We start from the raw sequence: 19,462 nt of genomic DNA on the forward strand, positions 1-19,462 counted from the left end.
GCCAACAGACTTTGGGGGCAACTTCGGCAGCGCTGTGGAAAACCGCGTCAAACCTTCATATACCAAGGGTTTCAGCTATATTCCTGGGGTTTAGCGGCAATTTGATCAATAAACAACCAGACGACGGAAAGCCTCTATTCATAAGGCCTGTAGCGGATAGCAAACATCTTATCCACAGAAGCGCCAACAGACTTTGGGGGCAACTCAAACCGCTGCTTCCTTCTTATCCACACAAAAAAGCACCAGAAAACCGTAACTTAGCTTGGTCGTTTTTCGTACAGGAGCTTGCAGGCCTTGATTTACGGGGCGTGTGGATAACCACCAACACCTTATCCACAGCCAGGCTCACAGCGTTTGTGGGTAACCGCACAACCTGTACAAAAAACACCCAGCATCTACACTCACCCTTGCAGTCAATTCCATGGCCTGGGTTAACGCGGAAGTCCTTGGCAGCCTGATCGGGAGGAAGAACGGTGATGTGGCAGGGCAAGCCCAGCCATCACTGCGCCAAAGGTTTTACGCTGATTGAATTACTACTGACGCTGGCCCTGCTGGCCACGCTTGCGACAGTGGCTTATCCGCTGACAGCATTGATGGGTAAACGTGATCGAGAACTGGACCTGCAACGTTCGTTGCGGGAAATCCGGCGTGCGATCGATGCCTACAAAGACGCCAGTGACGATGGCCGCATTGAAAAGAGCATCACCGACAGCGGTTATCCACCTTCCCTGCAGGTATTGGTCGAAGGCGTAACGGACAACACCCATCTGCAAGGCAACAAACTCTATTTCCTGCGACGTATTCCCCGGGACCCATTCTGCGAGTGTCCCGAGCTGGCGGCTGACAAAACCTGGCAATTGCGCAGTTACAAGAGCAGCGCCGACAACCCACAAGAGGGAGAAGATGTATTCGACGTTTCATCCCGAAGCACCCGGGAGAGCTTGAATGGAACGTCATACAGCCAATGGTGATCGGGGTTTTACCCTGATTGAGTTGCTGGTGGTCATGGCGATCATCGCCACCCTCATGACCCTGGTCACCCCGCAGTACTTCCGCCAGCACACCAAGGCCCAGGAAACCGTGCTGCGCCACAACCTGTCTTCCATTCGCCAGGCCCTGGACCAATACCGCGAGGACCACAGCGCCAATCCCGAGTCCCTGCAAGCCCTGGTGGACCGTCGCTACCTGCGCGAGATCCCCATGGACCCGCTGACCGGCAGGCGTGACACCTGGCAACTGCAACCTTCGGACGAACAAGGCCTGGGCGATGTACGCAGCGGTGCCACAGGTGCCGACACGAACGGGAGCGCCTATGCGGATTGGTAGGCACAACCAGCAGGGCTCGGTGTTCATGGGCATGTTGGTGACAGTGGCCGTGGTGGCCGTGATGCTGATGGAAGTCGGCACCCTGTGGTCCAGCGTGCTGCAGCGCGAACACGAGCTGGAACTGCTGGCGCGGGGCAATGAAATCCGCCGGGCGATCGGGCTGTACTACGCCGCCGGCAACACCTACCCCAAGTCCCTCGACGACCTGGTGCTCGACCGTCGCCAACCCACCACCCAGCGCTATCTGCGCCGTGCCTACACCGATCCGCTGACTGGCAGCGCCGAATGGGGCGTAGTCGCGGGCCCAGGCGAAACGTTCATGGGCGTGTTCAGCACCGCCCAGGGCACGCCGTTCAAACAAGGCAATTTTTCAGCCATCAATCAGAGTTTTACAGGACAAGGCAGTTATCAAGGGTGGGTGTTTCTGTTTGGTCCTGGGCAGAACAATCCTGCAACCCGCATCGCTCCCATGGGAGTTCAGCCAACCAATGATGCCAATTGAATAAGCACACTGATCGTTCCAGCAGTTCGGAACTTGTTTATCTGGATTGAGGTGGATTAAGCATGAATAACTTACAGCGGTGCATCACACACTTAGCGAAATGGTTGTTGGCGGCGGTCTTGTTGGCACCGGCGCTGGTCATGGCCCACGGTGCGGTGGACAAGCCCATTGCACGGCAGGTCTATTGCAAGACGCTCCCGGATTTCTGGTCAGGAAGCCCGAGCGATAATGGATGTGCGGCCTTGGCCGCAAAAAGTGGACAGTATCCAGGCCAGCAATGGAATGAAGTGGCCCATTTGATCAGGGACCCTGGTTATAACGATCCGGAAATCGTCAAAAGAGAAGTGCCCGATGGCCAACTCTGTTCAGCGGCTGACAGTAAGAAGGATGGTCTGAACATTGTCTCGGATGACTGGTACCGCACTGACGTAACACCGTCCAACGGCATGATGGACGTGCGCATCATCGGTACAGCCCCGCACGTTCCCAGTTTTGTGAACGTCTTTCTCACAAAACCGGGCTTTGACCCGACCAAGTCGCCATTGACCTGGAATGACTTGACACTCATCCACTCCCAGCAGTTCAGCGTCGCACAAACCAACTGGGGTAACGATCCTCCCGCCATTTCCGGCGCTTCGGGGTACTTCAAGGTCGCTGTGCCGATTCCTTCGGCGCAAACGGGCAAAGCCACGCTGTTCGTGCAGTGGCAGCGTATCGATCCAGCAGGCGAAGGGTTCTATAACTGCAGTGACATCAACATCATCGGTGGCGGAATTCCGGAGCAGTGGGTCAATCTTGGCCAATTCATCGATTCGATCATGAACACCCTCAAAGTCGGTGACTCGGTGCACTTCCGCATCCTCGATAACTCTCCGGCGGCCAAGGAAGTGGTGGACATCACCCTGCCAATCACCGCGAACAACCTGGACCCGAACATCTGGGGCAAGCAATTGGCGGACAGGATCGATCCAACCATTGCCAAAGTGGGGGAGAAAAAGGACAACACGATCGTATTCAACCCCACCGACTTCAGCGCCAACTCGGTCTACACCACCGCCAAGGGATACAGCCGAGCGATGGCGATCATTGCAGGCGAGGGTCCAGGCCCGGCCAATCCTACTGCACCTGTAGCGAAGATCTCCGGACCTACCACCATGCAATCGAGCAAACCGTTTACCTTCAGCGCCAGCCAGTCGGTCGGCTACAACGGTCCGTTGAGTTATAGCTGGGCCGTTATTGGGTCGACCCCACCCTTCAACGACGTCACCGTAAAGGGTGTAGCCGTGACAGTCCCTCAGCCAGCGGTACACACGGTTCGCTTGAATGTGCGTGATATGCAAAACGGGAAAACCAGCCAAGCGGAGTTGAAGTTCACTGTTACGCCCGCCAGTGGCGGCGGGGAATACCCGGCCTACAAAGAAGGCACCGCTTATAAAGCCGGCGACATCGTGACCAACAACAGCAAAAACTATAAATGCAAACCCCACCCTTACACCGCGTGGTGCGCAGGCGCCGCATGGGCGTATGCTCCTGGCTCGGGCAACGCATGGGAACAGGCCTGGGAGGAAGTTCAGTGACCCCTTCCAGCGCATATTCAGTTAGTGGATAAGCGTAAGTGCCAAACGTTATAGGGCGCCTCACGGCGCCTTATATCGAGTAACGCTACAGTTGAACATGTACTTGAACTGGAACGGTTCTAACGCAGTTCTACCGGCGGTGCCTGTTTGACGACGGGCCGGGAGAGTTACATATAACCGCCGTACCTTGGCACTCCCAACAGGGTATCTCCATGCGCGCGCACTCACTTATCCACAACCCCCACCGTGGCTTCACTCTGCTGGAACTGCTGGTCGTCCTGCTGATCATCGCCCTGCTCGCCGGCTACGTCGGACCAAAGATGTTCGACCGCCTGGAACTGGCCAAGGTACAAACCGCCCAGGGCCAGATGAAAGCCCTTGCCGATGCCTTGAACCAGTACCGCCTGGACAACGGCAACTACCCCGACGAAACCCTCGGCCTCGACGCCCTCACCACCCGGCCCGCCAACGCCAGCCATTGGCAGGGCCCCTATGTGAAGACGCTGCCGCCAGACCCTTGGGGCAACCCGTATCTCTACAAGAACCCCGGCACACCGCCCAACGATGCAGAAATCATCTGCCTGGGTCGTGACGGCAAGGCCGGCGGTGTGAACACCTACGCCGACATCGTGTACGGCCTGTGACATGCCCATTTTGCGGCTGGCCCTCACATTGCTGTGCCTCACGGGTACCGCACAGGCCAACTGCTGGCAACTGGCAGCCAGCCGCTACCACGTCGACCCGCTGTTGCTGTACGCCATCGCCAAGGTCGAATCCGGCCTCAACCCCAGCGCACGCAACCTCAACAGCGATGGCAGCCAGGATATCGGCCTGATGCAAATCAACAGCCGCCACTTGCCCGCACTGGCCCGGTTCGGCATCACCGAGCAGCACTTGATCACCCAGCCCTGCACCAGCGTCATGGTGGGCGCGTGGATTCTTGCCGGGTTTATCCGCGAGCAGGGTTATGGCTGGCAGGCTGTGGGCGCCTATAACGCCGGGGCCCAGCCGGACCGTGAGGCAAGGCGCTCACGCTACGCCGTGGCGGTGTGGCGTTACTACGCGGTGTTGTTGCAACAGCGCCAACAACGGGCGGGGCAAATGCCATGATCGACGTTGACGTGCGCATCATCCGTGACGGCCATGTGCAGACCCTGCGCCTGCAAGCCGTTGACGTCGCCCAGGCGCGCCAGCAACTGCAGGCCGACGGCGCCCAGGTCATCTCGCTGAAAGCCCGCCGCCCTCTCAAATTGCCCAGCCGTCGCAGTACGTTCGCCCTGGGCCTGTTTATCCAGGAGTTGGTAGTCCTGCTCGATGCCGGCCTGGTGCTGGTGGAAGCCGTGGAGACCCTGCGCGACAAGGCGCCCGCCGGCATCAACCGGCAGGTCATGAGCGATCTGCTCGCCTCGATGTATGAGGGCAACTCGCTGTCCAGGGCAATGCAGCTCAAGCCGCAGACCTTTCCGCCGCTGTTGATTGCCACGGTGGCGTCCTCGGAACACAGCGGCCAATTGGCCGTGGCCCTGCGCCGCTACCATCATTTTGAAGCCCACCTGGCAACCGTGAAGAAGCGCGTCAGCGGCGCCCTGATGTACCCCTTGGTGGTACTCAGCGTCGGCGCGTTGATCCTGCTGTTCCTGCTGTTCTTCGTGATCCCGCGCTTTGCCTCGGTGTTCGACGCCGTGGCCGATCTGCCGGCCACCGCACGCTTTATGGTGTGGTGGGGCGCACTGGTAGACACGCGTGGCATGGAGTTGCTGCTTGGCCTGGTGCTGGCGATTGCCGCGCTGGTGCTGTTGTTGCGCAGCGCCGGGTTCAAGCGCCGCATCGCCCAGCTGTTCTGGAAAATCCCCAGCCTGGGCGCCCAGCGCACGCTGTTTATCCTCGCGCGCTTTTATCGCACCGCCGGCATGTTGCTGATGGGCGGCATGCCGGTGGTCACTGCGGTGGAGCTGTCCGGTGCCCTGCTGCCCGTGGAACGCCAGGCGGACCTGCGTCAGGCCATGACCGACATCCAGGCCGGCCAGCCACTGTCCACTGCCCTCGCCCGCCATCGATTGACCACCGCCGTCGCCGAACGCCTGCTACGCGTGGGTGAACAAAGCGGCGAGCTGGCGGCGATGTGCGAGCGCATCGCGCAGTTCCACGATGAAGCGCTGGAGCGTGCCATCGAGCTGTTCAGCAAAGTCTTCGAGCCCTTGTTGATGCTGGTGGTGGGCGGGCTGATCGGCCTGATCGTATTCATGTTGTACATGCCGATTTTCGAACTGGCAGGCTCCATCCAGGGGTAGTGCGATGAGCGAACAGACACGGCAATGGCAGGCCCTTGCAGAGCAACGCGGGCTGAGCTTGTCCAATTACCTGCTGGAGGTGCTGGAGAAGGCGCCCGACCAATTAAGCACCATCGCCCAGCCCCTGGGCCTGCTTGCCATCGCCCCGGAAAACCTCAGTGAACACTGGCGCTTCGACCTGCTGGCACTGCCCCAGGCGCTGATCCATAACGTGCTGCCGGTGGATAACCACGGCCAGCCGTGCCTGGTACTGGGAGACCCTTTCACCCTGGCCAGCCGGCACTGGCTGCAATCCTCGAAAACCTTGCGTCAACTGCCCCTGGCCATGAGCCTGCCCGGCGCGGTCAAGGCCCAGTTGAGCCTGGCCGAAGCCAGCCAACGGGTGATGCAACCTTTCGGTGAGGACGACGAGCATGCCCGCGTCGGCCAGGCCGCCCAGGAAATTTCCCTGAGCAGCATCGCCCGCGACGACAACCCGGTGGTGCGCCTGGTCAACTCCATGCTGTTCGATGCCCTGCAAAGCCGCGCCAGCGATGTCCATGTGGAAACCACGCCCCAGGGCCTGGTGATCAAGTACCGCATCGACGGCGTGTTGCAGCAGATGGGCCAGGCCAGCGGCATGGACATGGCCGAGCAGGCACTGTCGCGGATCAAGGTGTTGTCGGAGCTGGATATCGGCGAGCGGCGGGTGCCCCAGGACGGGCGTTTCAAGATGAAAATCCAGGGTCGCGAAGTGGACTTTCGCGTGTCGATCATGCCCAGCATCCACGGTGAAGATGCGGTGCTGCGGATTCTCGACAAGTCCCAGCGCGGCGAGTCCCTGAGCCTGGAAACCCTGGGCTTGAACGCCGAGACCATCGCGCGCATCCGTGTGTTGGCCGGCGAACCCTACGGCATGTTGCTGGTGACCGGCCCCACCGGCAGCGGCAAATCCACCACGCTGTATGCCGCCCTGTCGGAGACCAATACCGGCGAGAAAAAGATCATCACCATCGAAGACCCGGTGGAATACGAACTGCCCGGGGTCCTGCAAATCCCGGTGAACGACAAGAAGGGCCTGACCTTCGCCCGTGGCCTGCGCTCGATCCTGCGCCACGACCCGGACACCATCCTGGTGGGGGAAATACGCGACGGTGAAACGGCCGGCATTGCGGTGCAAGCGGCGTTGACCGGGCACCTGGTGCTGTCGTCGGTGCACGCCAACAGCGCGTTCAGTGTGCTGGAGCGCTTTACCTACATGGACGTGGACCCGGCCAGCTTTGTCGAAGCCCTTAACGGCGTGGTCGCCCAGCGCCTGGTGCGGCGCATCTGCCCGGATTGCGGCACGGATGCCGACCCCGACCCCGAGATCACCCACCTCGCCCAACTCGCCGAGGCTCAACTCCAACAGGGTCACTATCGCGTGGGCAAAGGCTGCGAGGCCTGCCGTCACACCGGCTATCGCGGCCGGCTCGCCCTGGCCGAAGTGCTGACACTGACCGACAGCATCAAGGAGGGCCTGCTCAACCGCAGTTCGGCCGCCACCCTGCGCGAACTGGCCCGTGAAGCCGGCCACGTGTTTATCCGCGACATCGCCCTGGCCCACGCCGCCCAGGGCGACACCACGCTCAAGGAGATCCACCGTGTCATTTCCCTTTATTGAGCATGTGGTGTGGCTGCACAGCGACGGCGCCGAATGGGCCGCGCGACCGCGTTGGCGCGGTGCAGCAGTATGGCATGCGCAACAGACTGGCGAGCCATTGGCCGCCTGTGCCGAACTGCTGGGACAGGCGCCGCGCGGCCGCATCGGGTTTCTGGACCGGACCACGGTGCTGCTGGGCTTCCCCCATGTGCACTACCTGATGCTGGCGTGGCAAACCGGCGTGTACAGCCAGGCCGACTGGCAAGGCTTGGCCGAAGTGACCTTCAACCAACAGGCCGGCATCGACCCCGGACAGTGGCAAGTGCAAGTCGCCAACAGCACCTTTGGAGATGAACGCCTGGCGGTCGCGACGCCACGGAATTTGCTGCAAGACCTGCGGGAGTTGTTCAAGCAACAGCACCTGCCGCTGGTGACATGCACGCCATTGTTGACGGCCGTGGCCCAACGGTATTGGCAGCAATTGCCTGACGATTGCGTGCTGGCGGTACCTGAGGCGCGAGGTCTCAGTTGCCTTTACCGGCAACGGGGTGTGGCTCAACAAGTCTGCGTGCTGCAAACCCCACCCGGCAGCCACTTGAGCGACAACCTGTTCACCGCCGACCTGCTGGCGCAACGGCACGCGGCGGCCACATGGGTCGTCGCCAATCACCCCACTGAACATTGGCTGGGGCCACTGCATCCCTGGCTCGGAGAGCCGCTGGCATGATCGCTCAGCTGAAATCACGACTCGCCGGTGCCTGGCGACAGCGGCAGGCGCCGGGCATCGACTTCCTGCACCCCAATGCCGTCTATCGGCCGCTGGTGAGTGTGTTGTGGCTGGTCGCCGCCGGGCTTGTCTTCGTGACCTGGCAACACTGGCAGCGCATGGAGCATCAGCAACAACAGACCGACGCACTGGAGCAGCGCTTTATCGAATTGACACGTCGCCAGGAGCAATTGATCCAGGCCGCCATTCGCTTGTCACCCCAGCAGAAACAACAACTGGCCGCCTTTTCCCGACAGCAGGACACGCCCTTCGCGCTGATGGACGCCGTGGCCCGGGCCTGGTCCGCGGAAGTCGCGCTGACGCGCGTGGAGGTCGACACCCAGGCCCGACTGATTCACTTGGAGTTGGAAGCCAAGGTGCTGGGCGATGCCTTTCGCTTTGTCGAACGGCTCAAGGCCCAGCCAGGTGTACACGTGAACCTGCAACAAAGCGCACGCAAGGCCAATGACCCGCAACACCCGGTGCAGGTCAAACTTGCGGTTGGTGCAGGGTAGTCGCCCATGGACGCACTGACCCGCCACCTCCCGCGCGTGCGCTGGCACCTGATGCAATGGCAGCAGCGCCTGGGCTTTTGGGGGCTGCTGGCGTTGGGGCTGATGGCGGCAACGTTGCTGATCGAAGTCACAGTGATTCATCCGGCAGGCATTGCCGACAGCCTGCGGCGCCAGGAACTGGAGGCCGGTATCGCCGAGCAGCCCCAGAATGTGCAGGTGACCGAACCGGCCGTGGTCGAACGCCTGCCCAGTGCACAGGACTTCGCCCCACGCCTGGAAAAGCTGCTGGACGTCCTCACCCGGCGCGGCTTTATCATCGAACAGACCACCCTGGCCTACTCCGCGCCCGGCGACACCGGGCTGCAACGGCTGGACGTGGACATTCCCCTCGTCGGCCCCTACGCCTTGCTGCGCGATGCCCTGGTCGACGTCGCCAATGAGCCGGCCGTGCGCATCGAACGCCTGGCCCTGGAGCGCAAGGAAATCACCAGCGGCATGTTGAACATCAGCCTCAAGGTGAGTGTGCTGGGGGTGGTGGAATGACGCTGCCGCTGTATTTGCGCGTGCTGTTGCTGCTGACCTTGATCGGCTGCGGCTGGCTGTTCTGGCAGGACACTGCGGACAACCCCGCACCCTCGCCGGTGCCAGTGATCGCCCGCCCTGTACAGGTGCCCTCGGCACCGGTTGCCGCACCTGCACCGGCGGTGGCCGAAGCCATCGACCTGTTCCCTGCCCAGACCTGGACACCTGCACCGCCGCCCATACCGGTCGACACCTCAGCGCCCAAGCCGCCGCCCCTGCCCTTCACCGTGAGCGCGCAATGGCGCTACGAGAACCAGGCGAAAATCGTCGTACTCAGCGGCAATGGCAGCCAGTACACCCTGTGCAACCGTTGCTCGGTACCCGGGCGCATCGTGCCCGGCAAGATGCTCGACGCCCATTACCGGCTGGACAAACTTACCGACACCGCCGTGGTGCTGACCTACATGCCCCTCAAGCATGTCAGCACCTTGCGGCTGGACACTCACTGACCGGCGCAGGACACGATCATGGCCATACGCACGTGGATACCCTTGAGCCTGGCCGTGGCCCTGCTCAGCGCCTGCCAGACCCAGCGGGCGATCAAGGAGAGCGACGAGTTGCGCCAGAAGGGCGACATCATCCGTTCGGTCGAAGTGCTGCAAGCCGAAGCCAGACAGGCCCCCGACGATGTGCAACTGCGCACCGCCAACTTCAGCAAGCTGGAATTGCTGGTGGCCCAATACAGCCGCGAAGCCAGCACCGCGCTGATGCGTGGCGACGATGCCGCTGCCATCCGCGCCCTGGAAACCATCCTCAAATACGACCCCAGCAACCTCGGCGCGCGCCAGGAAATCCAGAGCATCCAGGCGATGAAACAACTGCGCCCGCAACTGGCCCAGGCCTACGAAATGAAGCGCTCCAACCCGGTGGAAGCCCTCAACCTGGTGCGCCGGATCATCGCGCAAAAGCCCAACTACCGAGAGGCCCTGGACTTTCGCAATGCCCTGACCCGTGAACTGGTGAGCGCCGATTACCTCAGCGCCGACCTCTCCGAGGCCATGCGCAAACCCTTGAGCCTGGAGTTCAGCGCCCAAAGCCTGACCACGATTTTCGAGACCATTGCGCGCCTGTCGGGGGTCAACTTCGTCATCGACAAGGACGTCAATCCCAGTGCCTCGGCGAGCATGACCGCGAGCCGAACCACCGCCGAAGACGCGCTGAACCTGCTGCTGACCACCCAGGGACTGGACAAGAAGGTCCTCAACGCCAACACCCTCCTGGTTTACCCCCGCCGCCCGGACAAGGAACGGGAATATCGCGAGTTGGCCGTGCGTACCTTCTACCTCAGCCATGGCGACCCCAAGGTCATCGCCGCCGAGATCAAACAGGTGCTCAAGCCCAAAGAGGTGCTGGTGGACGAACGCCTGAACGCGGTGATCGTGCGCGATGGCCTGGATACCCTGAGCGCCGTGGAAAAACTGGTGGAAGCCATTGATATCGCACAATCGGAAGTGACCATCGACATCCAGGTGCTGGAGGTCAGCCTGACCGACGAGTTGAACCTGGGCATCCAGTACCCGGAGAGCATCGGCCTGTCCGTGGGCAACCTGGCCAACGTGCCTGCCGGGCTGGCGGGTATCCCACTCAGCGCATTGCGCGGGATCAACGGCGACAACATCCTGCTCGACGCGGGCAGTACCTCGGCGCGCATCAATATGCTGCAACGCAGCGGCAACACCGTGACCCTGGCCAACCCCAGGGTGCGGGTGCGCAACCGCGAAGAAGCCCAGGTGAACATCGGCGACAAGATCCCCGTGGTGACCACCACCACCGCCAACCAGATCACCACCTCGTCGGTGTCCTACCAGGACGTGGGACTGCAGATCACGGTCAAGCCGAACATCAGCCTGAGCGATGAGGTGAACCTGGAGCTGAACGTGGAAATGAGCCATATCACCAAGCGTATTCCCGGCTCGGAAAACGTACCGGCCACCTTCGAACTCGGCTCACGGGCCACCAAGACCCTGCTGACCGCGCGCAACAATGAAACCCAGATCGTCTCGGGGCTGATCCGCACGGCGGACGTCGACGAGGGCTCGGGGCTGCCATGGTTGAGCCAGATCCCGTGGATCGGCAAGAAGCTGTTCGGCACCAACCAGAATACCCAGCAGAAAACCGAGATCATCCTGCTGCTGACCCCGAGGATCGAACGCAACCTGGACCTGCCGATTGCCCAGATCAGCACCTTCCACAGCGGCACCGAGGCGCGCAGTTCGACCCAGGGCATGATCCTGCGCGACACCACCGACAAAATGATCCTCAAGCCGATTGGCGGCGACCCCACGCCGGCGCTGCCACCGCCGATGCAACAGCCGGATGCCACCTGGCAACCCCTGCCGCCACTGCTGCCGGATCTGGTGCCCAAGCCTGCGCCCGAACCTGCGCCCCAATGAAGATCCAATGTGGGAGGGGGCTTGCCCCGATTGCAATGTGTCAGTCTCAGTATCCTTGACTGGTCCACCGCTATCGGGGCAAGCCCCCTCCCATATTTGTTTTGCAGTGTTGGTGGGTTAGCGCACGACGCCTTCTTCTATGAGCAACTTGAGGATTGCCTGGGCACCTTCCTCGGCGCTCACACCCTTGAGCACCTGCCCACCGCCACCACTGGCCTTGGCGGTGGCGGCTTTCATGCGGTCGGCGCCGCTCTTGGCCTTGATCACCTTGAGGCGCTTGGGCCGGGGCTTGGCCGGTTGCAGCACGGCGCCTGTGAATAACGCGTCCTGCTCGACTTCCACTTCGTGGGCCGCCAATTCACCGCGTTGTGCCGGACCGTAGGCGCTTTGCCGAGGTTTTGGCGCGGCGTTATCCACCGTCGCCAGAAACGGCAGGCGCACCTTCAAGCGCCTGCGCTGCCCACGGGGCAAGGCTTGCAGCACATGGGCCACACCGCCGTCGATGGACTCCACCTCGGCCAGCCCGACAATCAGCGGCCAGCCCAATTGCTCGGCCAACAGGAACGGCAACATGCCCGAGCCTTCACCGGTTTCGGCCTGGCTGCCGGCAAGCACCACCTGGGCACCGGCGTCGCGCAGGTACTCGCCGAGCACCGGCAACGCATCGCTGCCCTCCGGTTGTTCCAGCACGTGCAACTGTGGCAGGCCCATGCCCAGGTAGCTGCGCAGGGTCGGTTCGGCGATGTTGCCGGCGTGCAGCACCTGCAGCTTATCCCCAGCCATCTGCAGACCCAGTTCGACGGCGCGCGCATCCTGTTCGGCGCGGCGTGGCCGGCCGGAGGTGGGGTGGGCGCCGATGGACACCAGGCTGATTACATTCGTGGTCATGGTCATGTCCTCAAGCCGCATCGCGCTTGGCGCCGTTGCGGTAGGCCTCGACCGCAGCGATCAAGGCTTGCAGAATCGCGGCGCTTTCGCCGATCACCGACAGGTCGGCACGCTTGATCATGTCGCAGCCCGGGTCGAGGTTGATCGCCACCACCTTGTCGCAGGCGCCAATGCCTTGCAGGTGCTGGATCGCCCCGGAAATCCCCACGGCCACATACACCCGCGCCGTCACCCAGGTACCGCTGGCGCCGACCTGGCGATCACGGGCCATGAATCCATCGTCCACCGCCACCCGCGAGGCGCCTTCGGTGGCCCCCAAAGCCGCGGCGGTCTGGTGGAACAGCGCCCAGTCCTTCACGCCGTTGCCGCCGGAGAAAATAAACTCGGCCTCGGCCATGGGAATCGCCGCCGGGTCCACCGCCACCGCGCCAAGATCCTCGATACGCGGCAGGCTGCGTGCCAGGCCTGTGGATAACTCCACAGGCAGCACTTCATGGCGTGTGTCGCTGACCGGATCGGCACATTCGGCGGCAGCCAGAATCAGGCGTGGCAGCGGCCGCGCCAAGTCTTCCCGGCCCGCACCGGCGCGACCAATGCACTCATCGCCCTTGATCTGCCAGACGCGAGTGGCCGGGCGTTCCTTGAGGCTGGCGGCAAAGCGCCGACCCAACTCGCCACCACCACTGCGGCTGTCGGGCAGCAACCAGTGGCGCGGGTTGAACTGGTTATCCACAGCCCGCAAACCCTGCACGCGTTGCTCCGGTGAATAACCGTCGAATTCGTGGCCGTCGAGCACCAGCAGGCGATCGACACCGGCCGTGGCAAACGCGCTTTCCTTGTGTTCGCCAAACACCACTGCCAGCACCGCGCCGTCGTTGCCGGCGAGTTGCCGCGCCAGGCCGAGCAGGTCGCGGTCGTGGCTGCTCAAGCGGCCACCGACCATGTCCGGCACTACGTTGATGTAGAACGCAGGCGCAGGCACCTGATGCAGCGGCAACTGCACTTCAATCGCCGCCGTACGCTTGGCCGCACCGCCCTGCTGGGCACCGCTGCGGTCGATGCGCTTGATGCCGTTGGGGCCGATAAAACCGACGCCATGCACGTTCTTGCGGATGATGCCGTTAGGCCCCATCCAGCTGTGTTGCAGCGGCTGCATCGCCGCATGCAGCGGGTGCAGGCGGTTGCGGGCGATCCATTCGGCCCGTGGGTCGCGGCGGATAATGTCGCTCATCAGTGCACCTCCGCAGGTTCACGCTTGTTGGGAGCTTTGGCCGGTGCGACGTCTTCCAGCAAAGCATCGGCCACCAGCTCGGCGATGTCCTTGATCAACGGGCGCGGTTCAACCACACCTTCGAGCATCGCCGTGCATTGCGGGCAACCCACCGCCACCAGCTCGGCACCGGTCTCGCGGATGTCCTCCATGCGCATATCGGGGATACGTTGCTTGCCGGGGATGTCGGTAATCGGCGCGCCGCCACCGCCGCCGCAGCAGCGTGAGCGGAAACCGGAACGCTGCATCTCCTTGACCTCGATACCCAACGCTCGCAGCACTTGGCGCGGGGCCTCGTATTCGCCGTTGTAGCGGCCCAGGTAGCACGGGTCGTGGTAGGTCACGCTGTTGCCTTTGTGCTGGCCCAGGTTCAGCGCGCCCTCGCCGATCAGCTCGGCCATAAAGGTGCTGTGGTGCTGCACGCGGTAGTTGCCGTTGAAGGCGCCGTACTCGTTTTTCAGCACATGGAAGCTGTGGGGGTCGCAGGTGACGATGCGCTTGAAGCTGTACTTGGCCAACGTCTGGATATTGCGCGTGGCGAGCATCTGGAAGGTCGCTTCATCGCCCAGGCGCCGCGCGACGTCGCCGCTGTCGCGCTCTTCCAGGCCGAGCACGGCGAAGTCGACCTTGGCCGCCTTGAGCACTTTGACGAACGCCCGCAGGGTGCGTTGGTTGCGCATGTCGAAGGCGCCGTCGCCGACCCAGAACAGCACGTCAACGCTGCCTTTGTCGCTGAGCAACGGCAGGTTCAAATCCGCCGCCCAGTTGAGGCGACCGCCCGGTGCGAAACCGCCGGGGTTGTCGGTGGCGATCAGGTTTTCCAGGACTTCGGCGCCCTTGTTCGGCGTGGCGCCTTTTTCCAGGGTGAGGTGGCGGCGCATGTCGACGATGGCGTCCACGTGCTCGATCATCATCGGGCACTCTTCCACACAGGCACGGCAGGTGGTGCACGACCACAGGGTCTCGGCGTCCACCAGGCCGTTGACGATCGGCTGGTGCGGGTTGCCGCTGTGCTCGCCAATGGCTTTACCCGGATAAGGGCTGCCGGCGAACTTGGCATCGGTGCCGCCGGCCAGGCCAACCACCATGTCCTGGATGAGTTTTTTCGGGTTCAGCGGCTGGCCGGCAGCGAAAGCCGGGCACGCTGCTTCGCACTTGCCGCACTGCACGCAGGCGTCGAAGCCGAGCAGTTGGTTCCAGGTGAAATCCTTGGGTTTTTCCACGCCCAGGGGCGCGCTTTTGTCGCTCAGGTCCAGGGGTTTCAACCCCGTGGAACGACCACCGCCAAAGCGTTCGGCGCGACGGTGCCAGGCCAGGTGCAGGGCACCGGCGAAGGCGTGCTTCATCGGGCCGCCCCAGGTCATGCCGAAGAACATTTCGGACACGCCCCACAGCACCCCCACGCTCAGCAGCGCGGCCAGCAGCCAGCCGCCGAAGTCGGCGGGCAGGATCCCCGCCACTGGCAGCGTCACCAGGAAGAAACTCACCGAGAACGCCATCAGGCTTTTCGGCAGGCGCATCCACGGGCCTTTCGACAGGCGCGACGGCGGATTGCGCCGCCGCAGGTAAACGAAGGTGGCGCCGAAAAACATCAACACCGACGCCAGCAGCAAGGCGTAGCCGAGGATACGGTTATGCAGGCCGAAGCCGTGCACCAGGATCGCCAGCAGCGCCGACAGCACAAAGCCCAGGGCAGTGGCGACGTGGGTGTTGGCGATGTATTTGTCGCGGGCGACCACGTGGTGCAGGTCGACCATGTAGCGCTTGGGCATGGCCAACAGACCGCCCAGCAGGTCGACCTTGGAGGCACGCCCGCGACGCCACATGTTCACCCGGCGCAGGACGCCAAGGACGGCAAGGCCCAGGGCGGTAAATAAGAGAATAGGCAGCAAGGTGTTCAACATGGTGAAGCTCCCACAGACCGCACAGGTCTACTGTGAAACTGGCCCGAATGTGGGAGGGGGCTTGCTCCCGATGGCGGACTGTCAGTTGGTACAGTTGTCGCTGAACCACCGCTATCGGGAGCAAGCCCCCTCCCACATTTGACCGCGTTCACCTCATCAAAAGTCTTTGCACAGGCGCAGGGCGTCATAGATGGCGGCATGGGTATTTCGCTGCGCCACACAGTCACCGATGCGGAACAGCAAGTACCCCTCGCCCGCCTCGCTCAAGCACGGCTGCGGCTTGATCGCGAACAGGGCTTCGACGTCGATCTGGCCCTTGTTGCGCGAACCTTCCTTGAGCCCGTAGTAGATCGCTTCGTCCGGACGCACGCCGTTCTCGACCACCACCTGGTCCACTACCCGCTCTTCTTTGGCGCCGGTGTATTCGTTCTCCAGCACCGCCACCAGCTTGTCGCCTTCGCGGTAGACCTTTTCCAGCATCATGTCGCCGGTCATGATCACTTCCTTGGGGTACATGCTGCGGTAGTAGGTGGGGAACGACGTACCGCCAATCGCCACGCCCGGCTTGATGTCGTCGGTGACGATTTCCACCTGGCAGCCTTTGTCGGCCAGGAAGTCCGCCACCGACATGCCGGTGAATTCGCAAATGGTGTCGTACACCAGCACGTTCTTGCCCGGTGCGACCTTGCCGTCGAGCACGTCCCAGCTGCTCACCACCAGGCCTTCGGCAGCGCCCCAGTGTTCGTTCTGTTCGATAAACGGATGCCCGCCGACCGCCAGCACCACCACGTCCGGACGCAGGTCCAGGATGGTCTCGGCATCGGCGGCCACGCCCAGGCGCAGGTCGACTTTCAAGCGTGCCAGCTCCAGCTGGAACCAGCGGGTGATACCGGCGATCTGGTCGCGTTGCGGCGCCTTGGAGGCGGTGGTGATTTGCCCGCCGATAAATTCTTTCTTCTCGAACAGGGTCACGTCGTGGCCACGTTCGGCGGCCACCCGCGCGGCTTCCATCCCGGCAGGGCCGGCACCGACCACCACCACCTTGCGTTTCGGCCCGGTGGACTTCTCGATGATATGCGGCACGCCCATGTATTCACGGGAGGTCGCGGCATTCTGGATGCACAGCACGTCCAGGCCCTGGTACTGGCGGTCGATGCAATAGTTGGCGCCGACGCACTGTTTGATCTGGTCGATCTGGCCCATCTTGATCTTGGCGATCAGGTGCGGGTCGGCGATGTGCGCACGGGTCATGCCGACCATGTCCACATAGCCGCCTTCGAGGATGCGCGTGGCCTGGTTCGGGTCCTTGATGTTCTGTGCGTGCAGCACCGGAACCTTGACCACTTCCTTGATACCGGCCGCCAGGTGCAGGAACGGCTCCGGCGGATAGCTCATGTTGGGGATCACGTTGGCCAGGGTGTTGTGGGTGTCGCAACCCGAGCCGACGACGCCGATGAAATCGAGCATGCCGGTGTCGTCGTAATACTTGGCGATCTGCTTCATGTCCTCGTGGGACAGGCCGTCCGGGTGGAACTCGTCACCGCACAGGCGCATGCCCACGCAGAAGTCATCACCGACTTCGGCGCGCACGGCTTTCAACACTTCCAGGCCGAATTTCATGCGGCCTTCGAAGGTGCCGCCCCACTCGTCGGTACGCTTGTTGACCCGTGGGCTCCAGAACTGGTCGATCATGTGCTGGTGCACGGCGGACAGTTCCACACCGTCCAGGCCACCAGCCTTGGCGCGCTTGGCGGCGCTGGCATAGTTGCCGATCACGCGCCAGATTTCTTCCGGCTCGATGGTCTTGCAGGTGGCACGGTGCACCGGCTCACGCACGCCGGACGGCGACATCAGGGTCGGCCAGTTAAAGCCATCCCAACGCGAGCGACGGCCCATGTGGGTAATCTGGATCATGATCTTGGCGCCATGCTTGTGCATGGCATCCGCCAGGTTCTGGAAGTGCGGGATGATGCGGTCGGTGGACAGGTTCACCGAGCTCCACCATTCCTGGGGGCTGTCGATGGCGACCACCGAGGAACCGCCGCAGATCGCCAGGCCGATACCGCCCTTGGCTTTTTCTTCGTAGTACTTCACATAGCGGTCGGTGGTCATGCCGCCGTCGGTGGCATACACCTCGGCGTGGGCGGTACTGAGCACGCGGTTGCGGATGGTCAGTTTGCCGATCTGGATCGGCTGGAACATTGCTTCGAAAGCCATGGCACGGTCCTCGGCTTACAACGGCTTGACGGTGAACAAGCCGGAGTCAAAGCCCTCTTCGGAGCCTCCGTAGACTTGTTCGGCCACGGTGCGGATCTGGCTGCCACGGGCTTGCAGAATCTGGTCCATGGCACCGGCAAACCAGCCGGTGAACATGTAGTCGACTTTGCGCCCGACCTTGCCGTACACATAGACGAATGCCGAGTGTTCGAGCTTGACGCTGGCGGTGCCTTTATCCAGATCGATGTCCTGGATCTTGAACAGGCCCCAGCCGCGTTGCGACAAGCGCTTCATGTAGTGCTCGAACACCGCGACGCCTTCCAGGCCGTGGCATTCGGCTTCTTTTTCACACCAGTGCCAGGCGGACTTGTAGCCGGCCTTGTAGAGGATTTCGGCATAGGCGTCGGCGCCCAGCACCTCTTCGATGCCCATGTGGTTGTTGACGAAGAAATGGCGCGGCACGTACAGCATCGGCAGGGCGTCGGACGTCCAGACACCGGTTTCGCTGTCGACTTCAATAGGCAATTGCGGGGCGATCTTGGCCATGGAAACTTAACTCCAGAAAAATTCGTTGTGATGTTGCCCGTGGGTGCTTGGCTTATTCGCCCCAAACGTCCTTCAAGACGTTGACCCAGTTCTCGCCCATGATCTTGCGCACCACACGCTCGGGGTGGCCGCGCTTGAGCAGGGTCTCTGTCAGGTTGGGGAACTCGCCGACGGTGCGGATGCCCAGCGGGTTGATGATCTTGCCGAAGCTGGTCAGGCGGCGGGCGTAGCCCTTGTCATGGGTCAGCATTTCAAAGAAATCCTGGCCATGGCCCTGGGTGAAGTCGGTGCCGATACCGATGGCGTCTTCGCCGACGATATTCATGGTGTATTCGATGGCTTCGGCGTAGTCATCGATGGTCGAATCGATGCCCTTGGCCAGGAACGGCGCGAACATGGTCACGCCGACAAAGCCGCCGTGGTCAGCGATGAACTTCAGTTCTTCATCGGACTTGTTGCGCGGGTGCTCTTTAAGGCCGGACGGCAGGCAGTGGGAGTAGCACACCGGTTTTTTCGATTCGAGGATGACTTCTTCGCTGGTCTTGGAGCCGACGTGGGACAGGTCGCACATGATGCCGACGCGGTTCATCTCGGCGACGATCTCGCGCCCGAAGCCCGACAGGCCGCCGTCGCGCTCGTAGCAACCGGTGCCGACCAGGTTCTGGGTGTTGTAGCACATCTGCACCACACCGACGCCGAGCTGCTTGAATATCTCGACATAGCCGAGCTGGTCTTCAAACGCGTGGGCGTTCTGGAAGCCGAAGATGATGCCGGTCTTGCCCTGTTCCTTGGCCTTGCGGATGTCGGCGGTGGTTTTCACCGGAATCACCAGGTCGCTGTTCTCGCGGATCAGGGTCTGGCTGGCGACGATGTTGTTGATCGTGGCCTGGAACCCTTCCCATACCGACACGGTGCAATTCGCGGCGGTGAGGCCACCTTTGCGCATGTCCTCGAACAGGTCGCGGTTCCACTTGGCAATGATCAGCCCGTCGATAACGATGCTGTCGGCGTGCAATTCGGCTGGGCTCATCAGGCGTCCCCTTATTTTGGCGATTCATGCGCCG

At 62.3% G+C, this 19,462-nt stretch carries 19 protein-coding genes; 13 read left to right on the top strand and 6 right to left on the bottom strand.

The genetic code is table 11. The annotated features are described in order from the left end of the window. Nucleotides 1–476 precede the first annotated feature (476 nt). The 13 genes from V3W40_RS12340 to V3W40_RS12400 all read left to right on the top strand — a co-directional run bounded on the left by V3W40_RS12340 (nt 477) and on the right by V3W40_RS12400 (nt 11,573). A complete protein-coding gene (locus tag V3W40_RS12340; protein ID WP_074847786.1) occupies nt 477–971 on the top strand; it encodes a type II secretion system protein in 495 nt (164 codons plus the stop codon). Further along, nucleotides 946–1,326, top strand: coding sequence for a type II secretion system protein (locus V3W40_RS12345; RefSeq protein ID WP_065925445.1), 381 nt, complete (start codon nt 946–948; stop codon nt 1,324–1,326). The genes V3W40_RS12340 and V3W40_RS12345 overlap by 26 nt, the downstream gene beginning before the upstream one ends. Continuing rightward, nucleotides 1,313–1,828 carry a type II secretion system protein gene (locus V3W40_RS12350; protein WP_330215093.1) on the top strand — a complete coding sequence of 172 codons (516 nt, stop codon included), beginning with the start codon at nt 1,313–1,315 and terminating at the stop codon, nt 1,826–1,828. The genes V3W40_RS12345 and V3W40_RS12350 overlap by 14 nt, the downstream gene beginning before the upstream one ends. 62 nt (nt 1,829–1,890) lie before the next feature. After that, nucleotides 1,891–3,405 carry a lytic polysaccharide monooxygenase gene (locus V3W40_RS12355; RefSeq protein WP_330215094.1) on the top strand — a complete coding sequence of 505 codons (1,515 nt, stop codon included), beginning with the start codon at nt 1,891–1,893 and terminating at the stop codon, nt 3,403–3,405. Between the two features lie 212 nt (nt 3,406–3,617). Next, the gene (gene gspG, locus V3W40_RS12360) at nt 3,618–4,049 is read left to right on the top strand and encodes a type II secretion system major pseudopilin GspG (RefSeq protein WP_330215095.1); all 432 of its coding nucleotides are present in this window, start codon (nt 3,618–3,620) and stop codon (nt 4,047–4,049) included. A gap of 1 nt (nt 4,050) precedes the next feature. Continuing rightward, nucleotides 4,051–4,515, top strand: a complete 465-nt coding sequence (locus V3W40_RS12365) for a lytic transglycosylase domain-containing protein (protein WP_330215096.1) — start codon at nt 4,051–4,053, stop codon at nt 4,513–4,515. Continuing rightward, a complete protein-coding gene (locus V3W40_RS12370) occupies nt 4,512–5,696 on the top strand; it encodes a type II secretion system F family protein (protein WP_330215097.1) in 1,185 nt (394 codons plus the stop codon). Before V3W40_RS12365 ends, V3W40_RS12370 begins: the two co-directional genes overlap by 4 nt. A 4-nt stretch (nt 5,697–5,700) precedes the next feature. Then, the gene (locus tag V3W40_RS12375) at nt 5,701–7,338 is read left to right on the top strand and encodes a GspE/PulE family protein (RefSeq protein ID WP_330215098.1); all 1,638 of its coding nucleotides are present in this window, start codon (nt 5,701–5,703) and stop codon (nt 7,336–7,338) included. Beyond that, nucleotides 7,319–8,044, top strand: a complete 726-nt coding sequence (locus V3W40_RS12380; RefSeq protein ID WP_330215099.1) for a hypothetical protein — start codon at nt 7,319–7,321, stop codon at nt 8,042–8,044. The genes V3W40_RS12375 and V3W40_RS12380 overlap by 20 nt, the downstream gene beginning before the upstream one ends. Beyond that, complete coding sequence (locus V3W40_RS12385; RefSeq protein ID WP_330215100.1) at nt 8,041–8,598, top strand: hypothetical protein; 558 nt, start codon at nt 8,041–8,043, stop codon at nt 8,596–8,598. Before V3W40_RS12380 ends, V3W40_RS12385 begins: the two co-directional genes overlap by 4 nt. 6 nt (nt 8,599–8,604) lie before the next feature. Continuing rightward, entirely contained in the window at nt 8,605–9,141 is a 537-nt protein-coding gene (locus V3W40_RS12390) for a hypothetical protein (RefSeq protein WP_330215101.1), read from the top strand. Continuing rightward, on the top strand, nt 9,138–9,629 hold the full coding sequence (locus V3W40_RS12395; protein WP_065947488.1) for a hypothetical protein: 492 nt from the start codon (nt 9,138–9,140) through the stop codon (nt 9,627–9,629). The genes V3W40_RS12390 and V3W40_RS12395 overlap by 4 nt, the downstream gene beginning before the upstream one ends. Nucleotides 9,630–9,647: 18 nt before the next feature. Next, the gene (locus V3W40_RS12400) at nt 9,648–11,573 is read left to right on the top strand and encodes a secretin N-terminal domain-containing protein (protein ID WP_065925454.1); all 1,926 of its coding nucleotides are present in this window, start codon (nt 9,648–9,650) and stop codon (nt 11,571–11,573) included. A gap of 117 nt (nt 11,574–11,690) precedes the next feature. On the opposite strand, the gene etfB is transcribed toward V3W40_RS12400, so the two are convergent. The 6 genes from etfB to V3W40_RS12430 all read right to left on the bottom strand — a co-directional run bounded on the left by etfB (nt 11,691) and on the right by V3W40_RS12430 (nt 19,428). Next, entirely contained in the window at nt 11,691–12,461 is a 771-nt protein-coding gene (gene etfB / locus V3W40_RS12405; protein ID WP_065947490.1) for an electron transfer flavoprotein subunit beta, read from the bottom strand. Between the two features lie 10 nt (nt 12,462–12,471). Beyond that, a complete protein-coding gene (gene etfA / locus V3W40_RS12410) occupies nt 12,472–13,692 on the bottom strand; it encodes an electron transfer flavoprotein subunit alpha (RefSeq protein ID WP_330215102.1) in 1,221 nt (406 codons plus the stop codon). Beyond that, nucleotides 13,692–15,635, bottom strand: coding sequence for a dimethylglycine demethylation protein DgcB (dgcB, locus tag V3W40_RS12415; protein ID WP_330215103.1), 1,944 nt, complete (start codon nt 15,633–15,635; stop codon nt 13,692–13,694). The genes etfA and dgcB overlap by 1 nt, the downstream gene beginning before the upstream one ends. A gap of 156 nt (nt 15,636–15,791) precedes the next feature. Continuing rightward, nucleotides 15,792–17,852 carry a dimethylglycine demethylation protein DgcA gene (dgcA, locus tag V3W40_RS12420; protein ID WP_065925458.1) on the bottom strand — a complete coding sequence of 687 codons (2,061 nt, stop codon included), beginning with the start codon at nt 17,850–17,852 and terminating at the stop codon, nt 15,792–15,794. A gap of 15 nt (nt 17,853–17,867) precedes the next feature. After that, nucleotides 17,868–18,398, bottom strand: coding sequence for a DUF5943 domain-containing protein (locus tag V3W40_RS12425; protein ID WP_074847795.1), 531 nt, complete (start codon nt 18,396–18,398; stop codon nt 17,868–17,870). Nucleotides 18,399–18,450: 52 nt separating this feature from the next. Then, nucleotides 18,451–19,428, bottom strand: coding sequence for a dipeptidase (locus V3W40_RS12430; RefSeq protein WP_010207105.1), 978 nt, complete (start codon nt 19,426–19,428; stop codon nt 18,451–18,453). Nucleotides 19,429–19,462: the final 34 nt, after the last annotated feature.

This window comes from Pseudomonas sp. AM8, from assembly GCF_036346475.1.
GTDB lineage: Bacteria > Pseudomonadota > Gammaproteobacteria > Pseudomonadales > Pseudomonadaceae > Aquipseudomonas > Aquipseudomonas marginalis.

Coding starts and splice junctions, on each gene's coding strand:
- V3W40_RS12430 (WP_010207105.1), bottom strand. CDS start 19,428: ATGAGCCCAGCCGAATTGCACGCCGACAGCATCGTTATCGACGGGCTG.
- V3W40_RS12345 (WP_065925445.1), top strand. CDS start 946: ATGGAACGTCATACAGCCAATGGTGATCGGGGTTTTACCCTGATTGAG.
- V3W40_RS12390 (WP_330215101.1), top strand. CDS start 8,605: ATGGACGCACTGACCCGCCACCTCCCGCGCGTGCGCTGGCACCTGATG.
- V3W40_RS12355 (WP_330215094.1), top strand. CDS start 1,891: ATGAATAACTTACAGCGGTGCATCACACACTTAGCGAAATGGTTGTTG.
- V3W40_RS12340 (WP_074847786.1), top strand. CDS start 477: ATGTGGCAGGGCAAGCCCAGCCATCACTGCGCCAAAGGTTTTACGCTG.
- V3W40_RS12425 (WP_074847795.1), bottom strand. CDS start 18,398: ATGGCCAAGATCGCCCCGCAATTGCCTATTGAAGTCGACAGCGAAACC.
- dgcB (WP_330215103.1), bottom strand. CDS start 15,635: ATGTTGAACACCTTGCTGCCTATTCTCTTATTTACCGCCCTGGGCCTT.
- etfA (WP_330215102.1), bottom strand. CDS start 13,692: ATGAGCGACATTATCCGCCGCGACCCACGGGCCGAATGGATCGCCCGC.
- V3W40_RS12370 (WP_330215097.1), top strand. CDS start 4,512: ATGATCGACGTTGACGTGCGCATCATCCGTGACGGCCATGTGCAGACC.
- V3W40_RS12400 (WP_065925454.1), top strand. CDS start 9,648: ATGGCCATACGCACGTGGATACCCTTGAGCCTGGCCGTGGCCCTGCTC.
- V3W40_RS12385 (WP_330215100.1), top strand. CDS start 8,041: ATGATCGCTCAGCTGAAATCACGACTCGCCGGTGCCTGGCGACAGCGG.
- V3W40_RS12375 (WP_330215098.1), top strand. CDS start 5,701: ATGAGCGAACAGACACGGCAATGGCAGGCCCTTGCAGAGCAACGCGGG.
- etfB (WP_065947490.1), bottom strand. CDS start 12,461: ATGACCACGAATGTAATCAGCCTGGTGTCCATCGGCGCCCACCCCACC.
- dgcA (WP_065925458.1), bottom strand. CDS start 17,852: ATGGCTTTCGAAGCAATGTTCCAGCCGATCCAGATCGGCAAACTGACC.
- V3W40_RS12350 (WP_330215093.1), top strand. CDS start 1,313: ATGCGGATTGGTAGGCACAACCAGCAGGGCTCGGTGTTCATGGGCATG.
- gspG (WP_330215095.1), top strand. CDS start 3,618: ATGCGCGCGCACTCACTTATCCACAACCCCCACCGTGGCTTCACTCTG.
- V3W40_RS12365 (WP_330215096.1), top strand. CDS start 4,051: ATGCCCATTTTGCGGCTGGCCCTCACATTGCTGTGCCTCACGGGTACC.
- V3W40_RS12395 (WP_065947488.1), top strand. CDS start 9,138: ATGACGCTGCCGCTGTATTTGCGCGTGCTGTTGCTGCTGACCTTGATC.